At 45.9% G+C, this 15,827-nt stretch carries 19 protein-coding genes; 13 read left to right on the forward strand and 6 right to left on the reverse strand.

From position 1 onward, the window contains the following. Positions 1 to 483: 483 nt before the first annotated feature. The 13 genes from srlA (AACV32_RS11780) to secF all read left to right on the forward strand — a co-directional run bounded on the left by srlA (AACV32_RS11780) (position 484) and on the right by secF (position 11,106). A complete protein-coding gene (gene srlA / locus AACV32_RS11780; RefSeq protein WP_212752698.1) occupies positions 484 to 1,032 on the forward strand; it encodes a PTS glucitol/sorbitol transporter subunit IIC in 549 nt (182 codons plus the stop codon). A gap of 13 nt (positions 1,033 to 1,045) precedes the next feature. Then, on the forward strand, positions 1,046 to 2,038 hold the full coding sequence (gene srlE, locus AACV32_RS11785; RefSeq protein WP_170895123.1) for a PTS glucitol/sorbitol transporter subunit IIB: 993 nt from the start codon (positions 1,046 to 1,048) through the stop codon (positions 2,036 to 2,038). A 10-nt stretch (positions 2,039 to 2,048) separates the two neighbouring features. After that, the gene (locus tag AACV32_RS11790) at positions 2,049 to 2,411 is read left to right on the forward strand and encodes a PTS glucitol/sorbitol transporter subunit IIA (RefSeq protein ID WP_047688413.1); all 363 of its coding nucleotides are present in this window, start codon (positions 2,049 to 2,051) and stop codon (positions 2,409 to 2,411) included. 58 nt (positions 2,412 to 2,469) lie between these two features. Beyond that, positions 2,470 to 3,249 carry a sorbitol-6-phosphate dehydrogenase gene (gene srlD / locus AACV32_RS11795; protein WP_013868508.1) on the forward strand — a complete coding sequence of 260 codons (780 nt, stop codon included), beginning with the start codon at positions 2,470 to 2,472 and terminating at the stop codon, positions 3,247 to 3,249. 95 nt (positions 3,250 to 3,344) lie between these two features. Next, complete coding sequence (locus tag AACV32_RS11800; RefSeq protein ID WP_170895122.1) at positions 3,345 to 3,701, forward strand: transcriptional regulator GutM; 357 nt, start codon at positions 3,345 to 3,347, stop codon at positions 3,699 to 3,701. An 82-nt stretch (positions 3,702 to 3,783) separates the two neighbouring features. Then, on the forward strand, positions 3,784 to 4,560 hold the full coding sequence (gene srlR, locus AACV32_RS11805) for a glucitol operon DNA-binding transcriptional repressor SrlR (RefSeq protein WP_013868510.1): 777 nt from the start codon (positions 3,784 to 3,786) through the stop codon (positions 4,558 to 4,560). Positions 4,561 to 4,752: 192 nt separating this feature from the next. Next, on the forward strand, positions 4,753 to 5,316 hold the full coding sequence (srlA, locus tag AACV32_RS11810) for a PTS glucitol/sorbitol transporter subunit IIC (RefSeq protein ID WP_017045367.1): 564 nt from the start codon (positions 4,753 to 4,755) through the stop codon (positions 5,314 to 5,316). Next, on the forward strand, positions 5,313 to 6,284 hold the full coding sequence (gene srlE, locus AACV32_RS11815) for a PTS glucitol/sorbitol transporter subunit IIB (RefSeq protein ID WP_272870178.1): 972 nt from the start codon (positions 5,313 to 5,315) through the stop codon (positions 6,282 to 6,284). Before srlA (AACV32_RS11810) ends, srlE (AACV32_RS11815) begins: the two co-directional genes overlap by 4 nt. A 6-nt stretch (positions 6,285 to 6,290) precedes the next feature. Further along, positions 6,291 to 6,647: a PTS glucitol/sorbitol transporter subunit IIA gene (locus AACV32_RS11820; RefSeq protein WP_017046963.1), complete on the forward strand. Its 357-nt coding sequence runs from the start codon at positions 6,291 to 6,293 to the stop codon at positions 6,645 to 6,647. 344 nt (positions 6,648 to 6,991) lie between these two features. Then, on the forward strand, positions 6,992 to 7,669 hold the full coding sequence (locus AACV32_RS11825; protein ID WP_237333147.1) for an SH3 domain-containing protein: 678 nt from the start codon (positions 6,992 to 6,994) through the stop codon (positions 7,667 to 7,669). A gap of 92 nt (positions 7,670 to 7,761) precedes the next feature. Further along, positions 7,762 to 8,265, forward strand: a complete 504-nt coding sequence (locus AACV32_RS11830) for a hypothetical protein (protein WP_170895121.1) — start codon at positions 7,762 to 7,764, stop codon at positions 8,263 to 8,265. Between the two features lie 97 nt (positions 8,266 to 8,362). Continuing rightward, on the forward strand, positions 8,363 to 10,201 hold the full coding sequence (gene secD / locus AACV32_RS11835; protein ID WP_170895120.1) for a protein translocase subunit SecD: 1,839 nt from the start codon (positions 8,363 to 8,365) through the stop codon (positions 10,199 to 10,201). A gap of 2 nt (positions 10,202 to 10,203) precedes the next feature. Then, positions 10,204 to 11,106, forward strand: coding sequence for a protein translocase subunit SecF (gene secF / locus AACV32_RS11840; protein WP_013868526.1), 903 nt, complete (start codon positions 10,204 to 10,206; stop codon positions 11,104 to 11,106). Positions 11,107 to 11,207: 101 nt separating this feature from the next. Here secF and AACV32_RS11845 read toward each other — a convergent pair whose 3' ends face one another. The 6 genes from AACV32_RS11845 to napF form a co-directional block, all read right to left on the reverse strand. Beyond that, positions 11,208 to 11,342 carry a TIGR02808 family protein gene (locus tag AACV32_RS11845; protein WP_170895119.1) on the reverse strand — a complete coding sequence of 45 codons (135 nt, stop codon included), beginning with the start codon at positions 11,340 to 11,342 and terminating at the stop codon, positions 11,208 to 11,210. Positions 11,343 to 11,354: 12 nt separating this feature from the next. After that, positions 11,355 to 11,933: a NapC/NirT family cytochrome c gene (locus tag AACV32_RS11850; protein WP_013868528.1), complete on the reverse strand. Its 579-nt coding sequence runs from the start codon at positions 11,931 to 11,933 to the stop codon at positions 11,355 to 11,357. A gap of 32 nt (positions 11,934 to 11,965) precedes the next feature. Next, a complete protein-coding gene (locus tag AACV32_RS11855; RefSeq protein WP_013868529.1) occupies positions 11,966 to 12,421 on the reverse strand; it encodes a nitrate reductase cytochrome c-type subunit in 456 nt (151 codons plus the stop codon). A 73-nt stretch (positions 12,422 to 12,494) separates the two neighbouring features. Then, entirely contained in the window at positions 12,495 to 14,984 is a 2,490-nt protein-coding gene (napA, locus tag AACV32_RS11860; RefSeq protein ID WP_115340080.1) for a periplasmic nitrate reductase subunit alpha, read from the reverse strand. Continuing rightward, the gene (locus AACV32_RS11865; protein WP_013868531.1) at positions 14,981 to 15,286 is read right to left on the reverse strand and encodes a chaperone NapD; all 306 of its coding nucleotides are present in this window, start codon (positions 15,284 to 15,286) and stop codon (positions 14,981 to 14,983) included. Before AACV32_RS11865 ends, napA begins: the two co-directional genes overlap by 4 nt. Positions 15,287 to 15,288: 2 nt before the next feature. Then, positions 15,289 to 15,783 (reverse strand): ferredoxin-type protein NapF, encoded by a 495-nt coding sequence (napF, locus tag AACV32_RS11870; protein ID WP_017045373.1) that lies wholly within the window; start codon positions 15,781 to 15,783, stop codon positions 15,289 to 15,291. Positions 15,784 to 15,827: the final 44 nt, after the last annotated feature.

Raw genomic sequence — 15,827 nt, forward strand, 5'->3', positions numbered from 1 at the left:
AGTAGCGCTTACAGCCTGCTTTATGGATTTTTATACTGAAAGCAGGCTTGTGATATTTCTATTGTTTCTTTTGGTTTGAAAAATAGTGCGTGGCTCTGATTAAACTGCTTTAAGGATTGTCTGTAGTTATTTTAATCATGACACTGATGAGTCGTGGCGTTTTTACGGTCAGATAATACCTGTCGAATACGGCCTAATAAAAGCTTATTGTATTTAATGTCTATAAAATACAATAAGTTATGTTTTGCTTGGGTTTTGGGGTTATTGATTTTTAGTGTTTAAAGTCGCTCAGGAATGGGTGATGCCTCTTGGTTGTTAATTCGTGTTCATCCCTTGTTATTTCGTTGTTATTGTTTTCGTTGTGAAAATTATTTCGTGATCATCGTCATTAAAATGAAAGCCAATTATTTTAATTTGAAATGTAAAGTGGAAGTATAAATACGTACTTTGACACTAAGCCAATAACAACAATGAGGTTTGATTATGGAATGGATAATTCACGGAGCGGAATGGTTTATCGGACTATTTCAAAAAGGAGGAGAGGTGTTTACGGGGATGGTAACCGGTATTTTACCTTTACTAATTGCACTGCTGGTGGCGATGAATGCGCTTATCCGATTGGTGGGTCAAGAACGAGTGGAGAAACTGGCACAGAGTAGTGCTGGCAATCCGATCTCTCGCTATTTGATATTGCCAGTTATCGGCACCTTCATTTTCTGTAACCCGATGACATTGAGTCTCGGTCGTTTTTTACCTGAACGTTATAAACCTTCCTATTACGCGGCGGCTTCATATAGCTGTCACTCGATGAATGGTTTGTTTCCGCACATTAACCCTGGTGAGTTGTTTGTCTATCTAGGTATTACTAGTGGCCTGACAACGCTCGGTCTGCCGCTTGGACCTCTTGCGGTTAGCTATTTGTTGGTTGGTATGGTGACTAATTTCTTCCGTGGGTGGGTCACTGACTTCACTACAACTATGGTTGAACGTCAACAGGGTGTTCAGTTAGAGCGTCAGGTTCACGTAGGTTAATGGGGCAATAAAAATGACGAAAGTATTACGTATACAGAAAGGTAGTGGCGGTTGGGGTGGCCCATTGGAGTTGCCGATCGAAGCCGATAAAAAGGTGTTTTACATTACGGGTGGTACTCGCCCTGCAATTGTCGACCGTATTGTTGAGCTTACCGGTTATGAAGCGGTTGATGGTTTTAAAACTAGTGTGCCCGATGAAGACATTGGCGTAGCGGTCATCGACTGTGGTGGAACATTGCGCTGCGGTTTGTATCCCAAAAAACGGATACCGACAGTTAATATTCACGCTACGGGTAAAAGTGGACCACTGGCTGAATTCATCACTGAAGATATTTATGTATCGGGTGTGCGTGAGCGTGACATTCAACTAGTAGGCAGCGAGGGTGGATCAATGCAACCACCACTAAGAGATGAACTCTCTAACGAGAGTCTGGCGACAAACAAATACGATACGAGTAAAAAACTAACTCAGCAAAGTGACAGCTTGTTGGCTCGGATCGGCATTGGGATGGGGTCGGTGATGGCGACCTTCTACCAAGCTGGGCGTGAAGCCATTGATACCATTTTGAAAACGATTTTGCCGTTTATGGCATTCGTCTCCATGCTGATTGGGGTGATCATTGCCTCTGGTTTGGGCGATGTGATCGCGCATGTATTGACGCCTTTGGCGCAAAATCCACTAGGGTTAGTAACGCTCGCGTTGATCTGCTCGTTCCCGCTGCTTTCTCCATTCCTTGGCCCCGGAGCGGTTATCGCTCAAGTTATTGGTGTTTTAGTCGGCACCCAAATTGGTCTTGGCAATATACCACCACATCTCGCGTTGCCCGCTTTATTTGCCATCAATGCTCAAGCGGCTTGTGATTTCATCCCGGTTGGGTTGGGTATGGCAGAAGCGAAGCCGAGAACCGTTGAAATAGGTGTTCCTTCGGTACTGTATTCACGCTTCCTTACTGGCGCACCTACCGTTCTACTGGCTTGGTTTGTGTCTCTATTTATCTATCAATAGGAGGTGAGCAATGTCGCCACTATATCAAGTCAAGATCGAGAGCATTGGTGAGTTTGCCAATAGTGCGTTGGAAGACGATATGATGATCATCTTCAGTAATATTGCCCCAAAAGATGCGGCAGAGTATTGCTTCATCCACTCGCATGACGCACTCAAGGGGAATATCAAACCCGGTGGTGTGATGCAATTGGGAAGGTATCAGTATCCGATTACAGCGGTTGGTGAGGTGGTCAATCAAAACCTTGCAGAACTTGGGCACATTACCATACGGTTTGATGCCTTAGTTGAAGCTGAATATCCGGGTTGTCTTCATGTCAATGGTGATCGACCTCAGCAAGTGCGCTGCGGTGATGAAATTGTCTTTTTAAATTAATAGTCAGTATGGGTGCTCTATGCCTACGATGGGGCACCCTCTAAGTAAGGTGTAAGTTATGAGTAAAGTTGCGTTAGTGGTTGGTGGTGGTCAGACTCTAGGTGAATTTCTGTGCTTAGGTTTGGCTAATGAAGGTTACCGAGTTGCGGTCGCCGATTTAAATGGTTGCAGTGCTGAAAAGGTGGCTAATAGAATTAATCAAGAATACGGTCAGGCTACAGCACTGGGTGTGGAGGTAGATGCCACCAAAGAGCAAAGTGTAGTGAATATGGTTAGGCAAATAGATGAATTTTTTGGAAGGATTGATCTGCTGGTTTACAGCGCTGGTGTGGCTCAGGCTGGCAAGATTGACGGTTTTCCACTGACTGCTTGGCAGCTATCGATTGACGTAAACCTAACGGGGTATTTCCTCTGTGCACGAGAAGTATCAAAAGTAATGATTCGTGAACAACGTGGTGGGCGCATTATTCAGATCAACTCAAAGTCGGGTAAAGTGGGTTCAAAGCATAACAGTGGTTACTCAGCGGCCAAATTTGGTGGGGTTGGTCTGACTCAGTCACTTGCGTTAGATTTAGCGGAACACAAAATCACGGTGCATTCTTTGATGTTGGGTAACTTGTTGAAAAGCCCTATGTTCCAATCACTGCTACCTCAGTATGCGAAAAAATTGGGTGTACCGGAATCAGAGGTTGAACAGATTTATATCGATAAAGTACCACTTAAGGCAGGATGTGAATATCAGGATGTTCTTAATGTACTGAAGTTTTACGCCAGCGATGAAGCCGCCTATTGTACTGGTCAATCGATCAATATCACGGGTGGTCAGGTAATGTTCTAATCCATCCCCCATGGATTAAGCCCTATGCTCCTAGAATAAGGGCAGCTTATATTGGGCAGGCGTTATGCTTGCCCCTTTTTGACAAGAGGTATGAGATGGACTCAACAACGGTACTTATTTATTTTGCTGCAGGAGCTTGGATGATACAGATCGTCTTAGGTTATTTGCAGATTCGATCTTTTAATCGGGTGCTTCAATCTATGACTCATAAAGGGAAAGTCAAGATAGGCCGCACCCAAAGCCGATGGAAACCGCGTACCGTACTGGTGTTGGTTGAAGATGAAGATCAGCATGTTGTAGATGCCCAAGTGATGAAGGGTATTTCTGTATTTGCTAGACCAAAGACACTAGATCAACTCATTGGTCAATCACTACCTATCCCTGAATCACTCATATTTCAACTGGATTCTAATGTTCAAGAAGCGTTAAACGTCGCAATTTCTAGGCAGTAATGAAAGAATGTTCCCCCTTTTACTTTTAAGTTGAAAGGGAACTGTTGTAAACTGCTATCAGTTTAATAATGAAGTTGATGCTATGAATTTAGATAACAGAAGAGCGCAGTTGCTGGATTATCTGCGTGTTAATGGGAAAACGTCAGTGAATGATCTGGCCGATACCTTTGAAACATCAGGAGCTACAATACGCAGTGATTTACGTTCGTTAGAGGAAGAAGGGCTTGTTATTCGCCGTTACGGAGCAGCTGAAGCTTGTATCGCTAATAGCGTCATTTTGGAAGACCGTTCGATGGATGAAAAGCAGACGGTGAACCTTGAACGTAAATGCTTAATCGCTAAAGCCGCTTCACAACTGGTCAAGGATGGGGATTCGATCATTCTGGACTGTGGCAGTACCACACTGCAGATGGTGCCGCATTTTGAACAGGTGATGTCACTGACATTGATGACGAACAGTATTCACATCGTCAACGCAGTAGCGAATTTGGATGCGGAACATACTGTATTGGTTCCGGGCGGAACGTATCGCCGAAAATCAGCGTCTTTCCATGGCACGCTGGCAGAGCAAGCATTTAAACAGTTTTCTTTCGATAAACTCTTTATTGGTGCTGATGGTTTTGACCTCGCGCAGGGAACAACAACCTACAACGAAGCGTATCAAGTCAGCCAGGCGATGTGCCAAGCAGCCAATCAGATCATTGTCGTGACCGATTCAAGTAAGTTTGGCCGTCGTAGTCCTAACGTGGTGGTTCCGCTAGATAAAATCGATATAGTTGTCACAGATAACCTTATCGCAGCAGAGGATCGGACGTATTTGGAAGAGAAAGGTATCCAAGTGATCACCGTTGGCTCCTAAGTCACTCCATAAACCCCATTTATGAAAGGAGGCCAGTTGGCTTTCTTTTTATTTTGTCGCCGATTTCAATTTTTTACTTTTAAAATAAAAGTTATCGGTGATTGAATTCACGCTTTTCTCTTTTGCCTCTTTTTCAATATATCAATAACGGAAACACTCCAACTATCCCCACATAATTTAAGAGCCGAAGGTATGGATTGGATAATCGAGGGAGCGGAATGGTTTATTGGTCTGTTTGAGAAAGGCGGTGAAGTGTTTAGCGAAATGGTGGCACAAGTACTCCCAGTGCTGATCTGTTTATTAGTTGCCATGAATGCGCTGATCCGTTTTATTGGCCAACAGCGCATAGAAGTGTTAGCTCAGAAAAGTGCGTCTAATCCTATATCTCGCTATTTGCTCTTGCCGACAGTAGGAACCTTTGTTTTTTGTAATCCCATGGTGCTCAGCCTAGGGCGTTTCTTACCTGAAAAGTACAAACCTTCTTATTATGCCTCTGCCTCCTACAGTTGCCACACCATGAATGGTATGTTCCCTCATGTAAATCCTAGTGAATTGTTTATTTATCTAGGCATTGCCGCTGGGATCACTCAACAGGGCTTATCGCTCGGTCCTCTCGCTATTTCCTATTTGCTGGTTGGCTTAGTGACCAACTTTTTACGCGGTTGGGTAACCGATATGACGACTATGTTTGTGGCTAGACAACAAGGTGTAGTATTCAGTGATAAAGTCGATCTTAACGTGGTTGAGGAAAAATGATGACGGTATTGAAAGTAAACCGAGGGCAGGGTGGATGGGGTGGCCCGCTATTCATTCCGGTTGAGGTTGACAAGAAGATCATCTACATCACAGCAGGGACTCGTCCCCATTTTATTGATGAGATGGTGGCGTTGACGGGCATGCAAGCGGTTAACGGCTTTGAACATTTTGTTCCCGATGAACGAGTCGCTTGTGTAGTGATTGACTGTGGTGGCACATTGCGTTGTGGGCTTTATCCCCAAAAAGGTATTCCGACATTAAATATCCATGCTACAGGCCAAAGTGGCCCTTTGGCACAATATATTCAGGAAGATATTTATGCATCTGGCATACGCAGTGGTTGTTTTTCCTTGGTAGATGATCACAAAACTACGTTTTGTGAGCCAATCCTATCTCAGCCCCAATCCATTGACACGACGAAGAAGCTTAGCCAACAAACAGATAGCTTACTGGCTAAAGTGGGGATCGGTATGGGCTCGGTGATGGCGACCTTTAATCAGGCTGGGCGTGAAACCATTGATACCGTACTTAAAACCATTCTGCCTTTTATGGCGTTTGTTTCAATGTTGATTGGGGTTATTCTCGCGTCTGGGTTAGGTGATTTAATTGCTCATACTTTGGAGCCATTAGCAGGGAACCCGATCGGTTTACTGACGATTGCCTTGATCTGTTCATTTCCGTTTCTGTCACCCTTTCTTGGACCAGGTGCGGTGATTGCGCAAGTGATCGGTGTACTTATCGGGACTCAGATCGGTATGGGAAATATCCCACCGCACTTAGCATTACCCGCTTTGTTTGCCATAAATGCTCAAGCTGCTTGTGATTTCATCCCTGTAGGGCTTGGCCTTGCAGACGCTAAGCCCGAAACGGTACAGGTCGGTGTGCCTTCGGTACTTTACTCTCGTTTTCTTACAGGTGCGCCAACGGTGCTGATTGCTTGGCTTATCTCATTCTTCATTTATCAGTGAGGGCATATGCTTCAGTATCAAACGACGATTTTGTCCGCTGGCGATTATGCTAAAGACTCACTGCATGATGATATGGTGATTTTATTCGGCCCGAGCGCCCCTGATGCGGTGAAGGAATATTGCTTCATACACTCTGGATCTTCGTTGTATGGATTGATTGACCACAACACCACTTTATTAATTGGGGATCTCGGTTTTGTTGTGACGGCAGTCGGCAGTGTGGCGAACCAAAATCTTGCGGAGCTTGGGCATGTAACACTTAAGTTTGACGGTCAGCGAACCCCAGAATTGCCGGGTACCATCCATTTACTCGGTCCTAAATTAGAAGTGCTTCAACATGGTGATGTGTTGATGTTTGGTTAAAGTGGTGGAATGTGGCTTGATTGTGATTAGGCATATCTAAGAAAAAAGGCTCCTGTTTTAAAAGGAGCCAAATAGCTGGTAAGCGCTGTCGTATCGGTACGATTCATGAACTTGATAATGATATGGTTCATGATGATAGTGGGAGCTTCACCCAATAAAAGGGACTGATTTTGCAGAAGATTGACGCATAGCATCAAGTTCAGGATTAGGCTGTCGTTAGTATCGCTATGGGTTCGAATAGTGAGTAAAAATGACATTCGGAGATTTCAACTATAATTAACGAACAATTAAAGCGTGCCGCGCCGAACAAGGTTGCGCACAACAAGAAAGGAATGGGCAGCAAGATGAAAAAAATGCTGATGTTTCTATTATTGCTGCTTGGGCTGGCGGGCGCAGGCGCTGGCTATTACTTTCTTTATTATCTTCCCGAGCAAGAAGCACTGCAGGCCGATTCGTCGAGTTCGAACGATGAAGAACAAGTGCCAACTACTGAGACGGCTCCTAAAACGGCCTTGCCACCAAAACCGCTCGTTAATGATTTATATGTCGATTTAGCAAGGCTCGGAGTAAGAGAAAAGCCCGATGCACAAGCGTTTGTTGAGCGAGTTCTATACCGTGGTGATAAGGTTAAAATCTTGGAGCGCAAAGCAGGTTTTGGCCGCATTACCGATTATTTTGTCTATGAGGAAAACGGGCCGGAAGTCGCGGAGTGGATACCTCTGGATGGTTTAGTGGAGCAAGCCCCGCTGATCACGGCAGAGGAGCGCCGTAAAACGGTCACGCAGTACATTGCGAATTCGGATGATTTTAAACTCTATGAAACGGCTTTTGTGCAGAAAACCGATGAGTTGCTGAAAAATGAAACCTGCGTACCAGAAGATTTTGAAGAGCTTGGTGGTTGGGTAAAGTCACTCAAATATCAAGAACGTGAGGTTTATTTTGTGTATTGTGGTGGCCGCAAGTTAGCCAACAAAATTTACTTTGATATACAAAGCAAAGAAATATTTTACGCTTCTCATTAGCTAAAGTGGTAAGAGCATTTAGATCTTTTTACTTGAGGCTTATCGTTGTCAGGAATATGATGCCTGCTTGAGTTGAGAGGAATGATTTTTTCATGCATTGGCACTTTATTAAATGTTTTTGGTTTACGCTTCTCGCGGTGGTTCTGCCTTCGCAAGCGTTCGGCTATTTAATTGAGAGTGAAACGCACAGCCACGCTGAACCTAAAGTCATCCCACAATATGGTGAAAAAACCTCGCTCACGGCGATTGTTCATCAGCAAACATTGCCTCAAGCTGTTGCTATTCAACAACCTATCTCTGATCAACAAGATAAACAAACGGCTCCACCCGTATCAAAATCGCTTCACTCAGACACTTCTGCTGCAATCGTCACCGCATCTCGTTGGGGGGTAACTTCCCGAGTCGTTGAATACGATGGCCCCACTTTTGTCGATAACACGCCCAATTACGACGTCACCGTCGCTCCCTTTAGGCTTTATCTTTTCCCTGTCGCTGAGTTGGCGGCATGGCAAGCTCGCCCCTATAGTTCTAACCATAGAATTTCTGGTTGGAAAGAAACGAATGCCATGTATGTGGCGTTAAATAGCCAGTACTGATCCCTCTTACTTTATATCAAGTGACAAAGTCACTCGCTTGTTCATTTAACTTGTTCATTTAAAGTAATAACAACTCAGCTTTGCTGAGAGGATTGGTATGAAAAAAACACAAAATAAAAAGGCGTCAGCACGTCTTATTAATCACTATTCTGCGTGGAAGTATATCGTATTGGCCGCCACTTTGGTTGTGCTTGCCTTGAGCGCTATACCCACCTGGTACGGCGAACAGCCGTCGATTCAACTGCAAGTCTCCGCTAAAAATGAGACGCTTAATTCAGTCGTGGAATTAACTCATCTACTCGAAAAAAACGATATTGCGGTACAAAACATACAGCAGCAAGGTGGGAAAACGACCTTAGTCTTTGCTGATGAAGTCCAGCAAACGCACGCCAGAGAATTACTCGATGGCATGATTGAAAAAGAAGACAGTATTACGTTCTCTTACGTTTCGGTTGCACCAACATGGTTGACAAATTTAGGTTTTAACCCGATTAAACTAGGGTTGGACCTGCGTGGTGGTGTGCAATTTTTGCTGAACGTTGACGTGGATAAAGCGTTCCAAGAGCAACGTGACAGCATGATCGATACCGTGAAAGATAAGCTGCGTGACGAGCGTCTTCGCAGCGTGAAAGTTAACTCTGAAGGCATTGATGGCTTCAAAGTAATGAGCAATTCAGCGGAAGATCTCAATAAAATCAATGCATTCCTCAAAGAAACTTACTCAGGGTGGGATATTCAACGCTCTTCTGATCAACTGCTGATCAAGCCTTCAAAACAGAATCGAGTCGATTTCCAATCAACGACGCTGCAACAGAACCTCAAGATTATGCGTGATCGCATTGAAGAGCTGGGCATCACTGAAGCCATGGTTCAGCGCCAAGGCGAGCACAGCATTCGTATCGAATTACCGGGCGTGCAAGACCCATCACAAGCGAAAAACGTGATTGGTGCGACGGCGAGCCTGGCTTTTTATGAGGCGAAATCACCCAGTGAAGCGTTTACGTCGCAAGACATTGTGCTAAAAGATGAAAATGGCCGCAATGTTGTACTTACTAAACGCCCTGTATTAACCGGCGATCACATTGTTAATGCGCGCGCAGGTATTGACCAAGTGGGAATGTCTGAGGTCAACATCTCACTTGACCACGCGGGTGGCAAAATCATGAGTGATTTTTCATCCAAGCATATCGGTAAGCCGATGGCGACCGTGTACCGTGAATACACCACCAATGCTCGTGGCGAAACAGAGCGTAGCGAAAAAGTGATCAGTGTTGCGACCATTCAATCGCAGCTGGGTAGCCAATTTAGAATCACTGGTGCAGGTTCGATGGAAGAAGCACAGCAGCTGGCTTTATTGCTGCGTGCTGGTTCATTAACCGCGCCTGTGACTATCGTAGAGGAGCGTACCATCGGCGCTTCATTGGGCGCAGAAAATATTCAAAATGGTTTTGCCGCATTAGCCTTAGGTATGGCATTAACGCTGACTTTTATGGCGCTTTGGTATCGCCGTTTGGGCTGGGTGGCGAACGCGGCGTTGCTGTTTAACATGGTGTGTCTCATTGGTCTGATTGCCTTATTGCCGGGTGCTGTGCTGACCTTGCCGGGGATTGCAGGTCTAGTTTTGACGGTTGGCATGGCCGTCGATACCAACGTGCTAATTTTTGAACGCATCAAAGACAAAATCGCGGAAGGTCGCAGCTTTGCGCAAGCGATTGATACAGGTTTTAGCAGCGCCTTTAGCACCATTCTTGACGCCAACGTCACCACTATGATCACCGCCGTGATTCTGTATTCGATCGGTAATGGTCCAATCCAAGGCTTTGCCCTGACTTTAGGGCTCGGCATTATGACCAGTATGTTCAGCGGTGTATTTGCTTCGCGTGCGGTTATCAATCTCATTTGGGGACGAGATGCTCGTCGTGATGTAAGGGTATAAACATGATTGATTATTTGAAAAACCATATTCGTCCAATTCGTTACATCACGAGCGTACTCTCTGTGACATTGATGCTGATCTCATTAGTGGCGTTTGGTGTGAAAGGCCTCAACATGGGTTTGGATTTTACTGGTGGGATGGTCACCGAAGTCACGGTCGATAAAACCCTCACCAACAAAGAGTTACTGCAAGCGTTGAAACCTACATTAGGGGATTCAACGATGATCACCAAAGCAGGTGAAGAAGGGCGTTGGGTTATCCGCTACGCTCTTCCTGAAAGCGATCAAGAGACGCCTAACATTCCAACTTTGCTCAGCGACGTCTCTGAGCATGTGACGGTGGTGAGCAACAGTATGGTCGGCTCGCAAGTGGGACAAGATCTGGTGGAGCAAGGTAGTTTAGCGTTGATGATCTGCTTACTGTGTATCTTAGGTTACTTGTGTTTCCGCTTTGAATGGCGTTTAGCGAGCGGCTCTTTGTTAGCCTTGCTGCATGACGTTATTTTAGTGCTCGGTTTCTTTGCTCTGACACAGATGGAGTTCAACCTAACTGTGTTTGCGGCGGTACTGGCGGTATTGGGTTATTCATTGAACGACTCTATTATCATTGCCGACCGTATTCGTGAACTGCTCGTGGCCAAGCAAAGTACGCCAACCAAAGAGATTACCGACCAAGCCGTGATTGCGACGTTCTCACGCACTATGGTGACTTCGGGTACGACATTACTCACCGTTTCCGCATTGTGGTTAATGGGCGGGGAGCCGCTTGAAGGGTTTGCTATTGCAATGTTCATCGGTATTATTTCTGGAACTTGGTCTTCAATCTCAATCGGGACTGTGTTACCAGAGTGGTTGAAACTTGAACCTAAACATTACTTGCCCGTAGTGGTGGATTCCGCGCCTTAGTATTTCTGCGCATGTCATTTAAAGTGAAGTAAAAAAATCCGCCTTATGTACAGGCGGATTTTCATTGGTAGTTGACTATAAATTACGGTAGGAAGTGTAATTTATAGTTCTTTATCTTTACTCAGTGACAGCAACCAAAGTGAAACGGCGGCAACCACCGCAAAGCCGCCGAAGATAATAACAGGCATCGCGCTGTAACCAAGAATATGCCAAATTATCGATTCTAATGTACTCATGGGTTAATTCTCCTATTGCCAGCCTTCAACGCCTTGCATGTCTGGCAGTTTATGTGCAATACCTTTATGGCAATCGACACAGGTTTTTTCACCACTAGCAAGGGCGGTAGAGTGCTGTTTGGCACTGCGTGGACCTTGCTCTGAAAAATCCATGTATTCGAACTCATGGCAGTTGCGGCACTCTAATGAGTCATTATTTTTCAATCGAGACCACTCACGCTCCGCGAGATGTGCTCGACGTGCTTGAAACTTTTCGGGTGTGCTAATGGTGCCTAATACCACATGAGCAAACAACTCTTTGGAGGCTTGCACTTTGCGGATAATCTTGTCTGTCCACTCATGGGGAACATGGCAGTCAGAGCAGATAGCACGTACGCCGGAACGGTTAGAATAGTGAATCGTCTCTTGGATCTCAGCCACAATCGGTGCATGACAGCCTGAGCAGAATTCTTCTGAGTTTGTTGCTTCCATACCGGTGTTAAATGCGCCCCAAAATAGCAGACCACCTGCAAACCCCATGAACAATACGATGCCAACGGCCGCTTTACTTGGGCTTGTGAGCCTTTTCCAAAACGCTTTTAATAATTTCATAAATAGCCTCTTAAGTTATTATCTGGCTACGATTAGCGAAGTGAATCAACGGATTTGAACTCATTTTCCACCAAAGGCTTCGCAATGGCTTGCGGTACATGGCACTGTAAACAGAAATAACGGCGCGGTGAGACGTCAGCTAGCACCGCATCTTCACGGTTAACATAGTGGGTCACACTGATTTTGGTTGCGCCCATCTCTTTGGCATTTTTCCAACTGTGACAAGCAAGGCACTTATTGGCGTTTAGCGACACTTCGTAGCCACGAATGTTATGCGGGATCAAAGGTGGCTGATAGACGTATTCGCTTTCAAGCGCTTGATCTCTTGGGTACTTCTTAAAGTCGTCTGCAGGACGAGTCTCTTCAAGTTGCGTTGCGCCACGCAGCGATTCCAGCCCGCCGTTGCCGCCGGGGTTATTCAGTTCCGCCTGTACCGTTTGGCCAAATAAAGCCCCAAAAGATAAAAGGGCGATCAGTAGTTTTTTCATCTTAAATTCTCCGCCTAATGGCTCATTCTGAGATCGGCTCCCCACAGGGCAGCCGATGCATTCATTAACTGGCTTACGCTACTTTAGTGATTTTTACCGGACATTTTTTGAAGTCTGTCTGCTTCGACAGTGGGTCCGTGGCATCTAAAATCAGCTTGTTAATCAAAATGCGAGCATCAAAGAATGGGATAAAGACCAAACCATGCGGTGGACGATTTCGGCCGCGCGTTTCCACACGAACACGAACTTCGCCGCGTTTGTTGGAAATCAATACTTCATCACCACGTCGTAACCCACGCGCTTTGGCGTCATCTGGGTGGATGTAACAGAGCGCATCGGGTACGGCTTTATAAAGTTCAGGCACGCGCCGCGTCATAGTGCCGGTGTGCCAGTGTTCTAACACGCGGCCCGTACACAGCCACATATCAAATTCGGCATCAGGTGATTCCGGCGGAGCTTCATAAGGAGCGGAGATGATCCACGCTTTACCATCCGGTTTGCCGTAGAAATCCCAATCAGATCCTTTTTTCGCATAAGGGTCAGAGCCTTCTTTAAAGCGCCATAACGTTTCTTTGCCATCCACAACCGGCCAACGTAAGCCGCGAACGTTATGGTAGGTATCATAAGGAGCTAAGTCGTGGCCGTGACCGCGTCCGAAGCTGGCGTACTCTTCAAATAACCCTTTTTGTACATAGAAACCGAAGTGATGTGCGTCATCGTTCAGTTCACGCGCTTCTTCAAGCGGGAATTGGTCAACCTGTCCGTTTCTGAACAGCACATCAAACAGGGTTTTACCGCGATATTGTGGCGCTTTGGCGAGCAATTCTTCTGGCCACACTTCTTCCATTTTGAAGCGTTTAGAGAACTCCATCACTTGCCATGAGTCTGATTTTGCTTCGCCCACAGTACCAACTTGTTGATACCAAGCTTGAGTGCGGCGTTCAGCATTGCCGTAAGCGCCTTCTTTTTCCACCCACATTGCGGTAGGGAGCACTAAGTCGGCCGCTTGCGCTGTGGCTGTTGGATACGGGTCAGACACGACGATAAAGTTTTCTGGGTTGCGATAACCCGGTAAACGTTCTTCGTTAATATTCGGGCCTGCTTGCATGTTGTTATTACACTGCACCCAGTAAGCGTTGAGTTTGCCATCTTTGAGCATTCGGTCTTGCTGTACCGCGTGGAAGCCCGGTTTTTCAGGAATGGTGCCTTGCGGAAGCTTCCATGTTTTTTCAGCAATCGCGCGATGTTTGGGGTTTGCCACCACCATGTCAGCAGGCAAGCGATGAGAAAAGGTTCCGACTTCACGTGCTGTGCCGCAAGCGGATGGTTGGCCTGTTAATGAAAATGGACTGTTGCCAGGTGTGGCAATTTTGCCCGTCAGTAAGTGCAGGTTGTAGACCAAGCTTTGCATCCAAACACCGCGAGTATGTTGGTTCATGCCCATAGTCCACAGTGACATCACTTTGGTGTTAGGGTCAGCGTACTGTTTTGCAAGCGCGATCAGTTTATCTTCGGCAACGCCTGACATTTGCGCGGCTTTTTCAACCGTATAAGGTGCAACAGAGGCTTTATAAGCTTCAAAGTCAATCGCAGTAACATCACCGGAGTTGGCATTTTTCGCTTTAACTTGCAGTGGGTGCTCGTCACGCAGACCGTAACCAATATCTGTTGTCGCTTGTTTGAAATGAGTGTGTTTGTTGACGAAATCCCAGTTCACCGCATCGTTTTGAATAATGTAGTTGGCGATGAAGTTGGCGATGGCAAGGTCACTTTGTGGGTGGAAAATGTAACCGTGGTCGGCCAGCTCAAACGAACGATGATAATAAGTCGAAAGGACATTTACTTTAACGTGTGGGTGACTTAAACGGCGATCGGTAATACGAGTCCAAAGAACCGGGTGCATTTCGGCCATGTTTGAACCCCAAAGCACAAAGGCATCAGCGTGTTCAAAATCATCATAGCAGCCCATCGGTTCATCAATACCAAAGGTGCGCATAAATCCAACAACGGCTGAAGCCATACAATGGCGAGCGTTTGGATCAATGTTATTAGAGCGAAAACCCGCTTTCATTAGTTTAACGGCGGCGTAACCTTCCATCACGGTCCATTGGCCTGAACCGAACATGCCAACACTGGTTGGCCCTTTCGCTTTTAGAGCTTGTTTCCACTTTTCAGCCATCACATCGAAAGCCTGATCCCACGACACTGGCGTGAATTCTCCATCTTTATGGTATTGGCCATCTTTCATGCGCAGCAGTGGTTGTGTTAAGCGATCTTTGCCATACATGATTTTTGAAAGGAAGTAGCCTTTAATACAGTTCAACCCTTTGTTAACGGGCGCTTCAGGGTCACCTTGTGTGGCAACCACTTTGCCGTTTTGGGTACCGATTAATACTGAACAGCCCGTACCGCAGAAACGACAAGGCGCTTTATCCCAAGTGATTTTTGTTTGGTCTGAGCTGGCAATCAAGTTTGTTGCGCTGGCGGGTAGAGTAATACCGGCGACAGCGGCTGCGGATGCGGCTGCGTTTGCTTTCACAAACGCGCGTCTTGTCATTTTCATACGTCATCCTCAATGTGGGAATGTTGTGTTCCAGTGTTGGTATCCGTGTCATCCAGCCCACTTTCTATTTGGTGATAAACCAAAGCGGTGCTGAGAACATGTGGTAAATTATTAATCGCATCGATGGTGTCAGTAACGAAGCCTTGATTTTCCGTTTCCAAAACGACGATCATTTTCCCTTCGTTGCTTTGGCCATACACTTCGGCGTTCTCAAACGATTCGATTGTCGCTTTGAGCGCTGCTAAATGTTCAGGTACGACGTGAACGATCAAACTTGAAATATGTACTTCATTGAGTGACATGTTTATCTCTCATTATTATTAATATTGCTCACACGGATGGCTGAGGTTGGACAGATGGAAACGCACGCGCCACATCCGTTACAGGCATCAATATCGACATTCGGTTGCGCCACTTTTCCGATCACTAAATTGAACGTTATAGCGCTGACTTCACATGACTCAGCGCAGCTACGACACTCCACATTGCGTTTAGCCAAGCAGCTTTCTTCGAGCTTTGCTTTAGCCAGCCACGGTTGTGTTGAGCGCGGTGCGAAAATCGGCTCTGGGCAGCTTTGCGCGCACTGATAACAAAAGGTGCACTCATCAATATGAAAATCTATGGTTGGGAAGCCGCCATCACCTAAGGTGATGATCTTTGTTTCGCACGCGTCTAGGCAGCGGCCACAGCGAGTGCACTCATCTGAAAAGGAGAGGGGGTGAGCAATCCAAGGCAAGCGGACAATGGTGTCATCGACCTGATTACGAGAAAAAAAACGCCTTTTCGAGAGATCAACCAAAGTGCATTCCTGTATTTGTTAACAAATCTTCATTTATCCATACA

Source organism: Vibrio sp. B7 (assembly GCF_963888765.1).
Classification (GTDB): Bacteria; Pseudomonadota; Gammaproteobacteria; order Enterobacterales; family Vibrionaceae; genus Vibrio; species Vibrio anguillarum.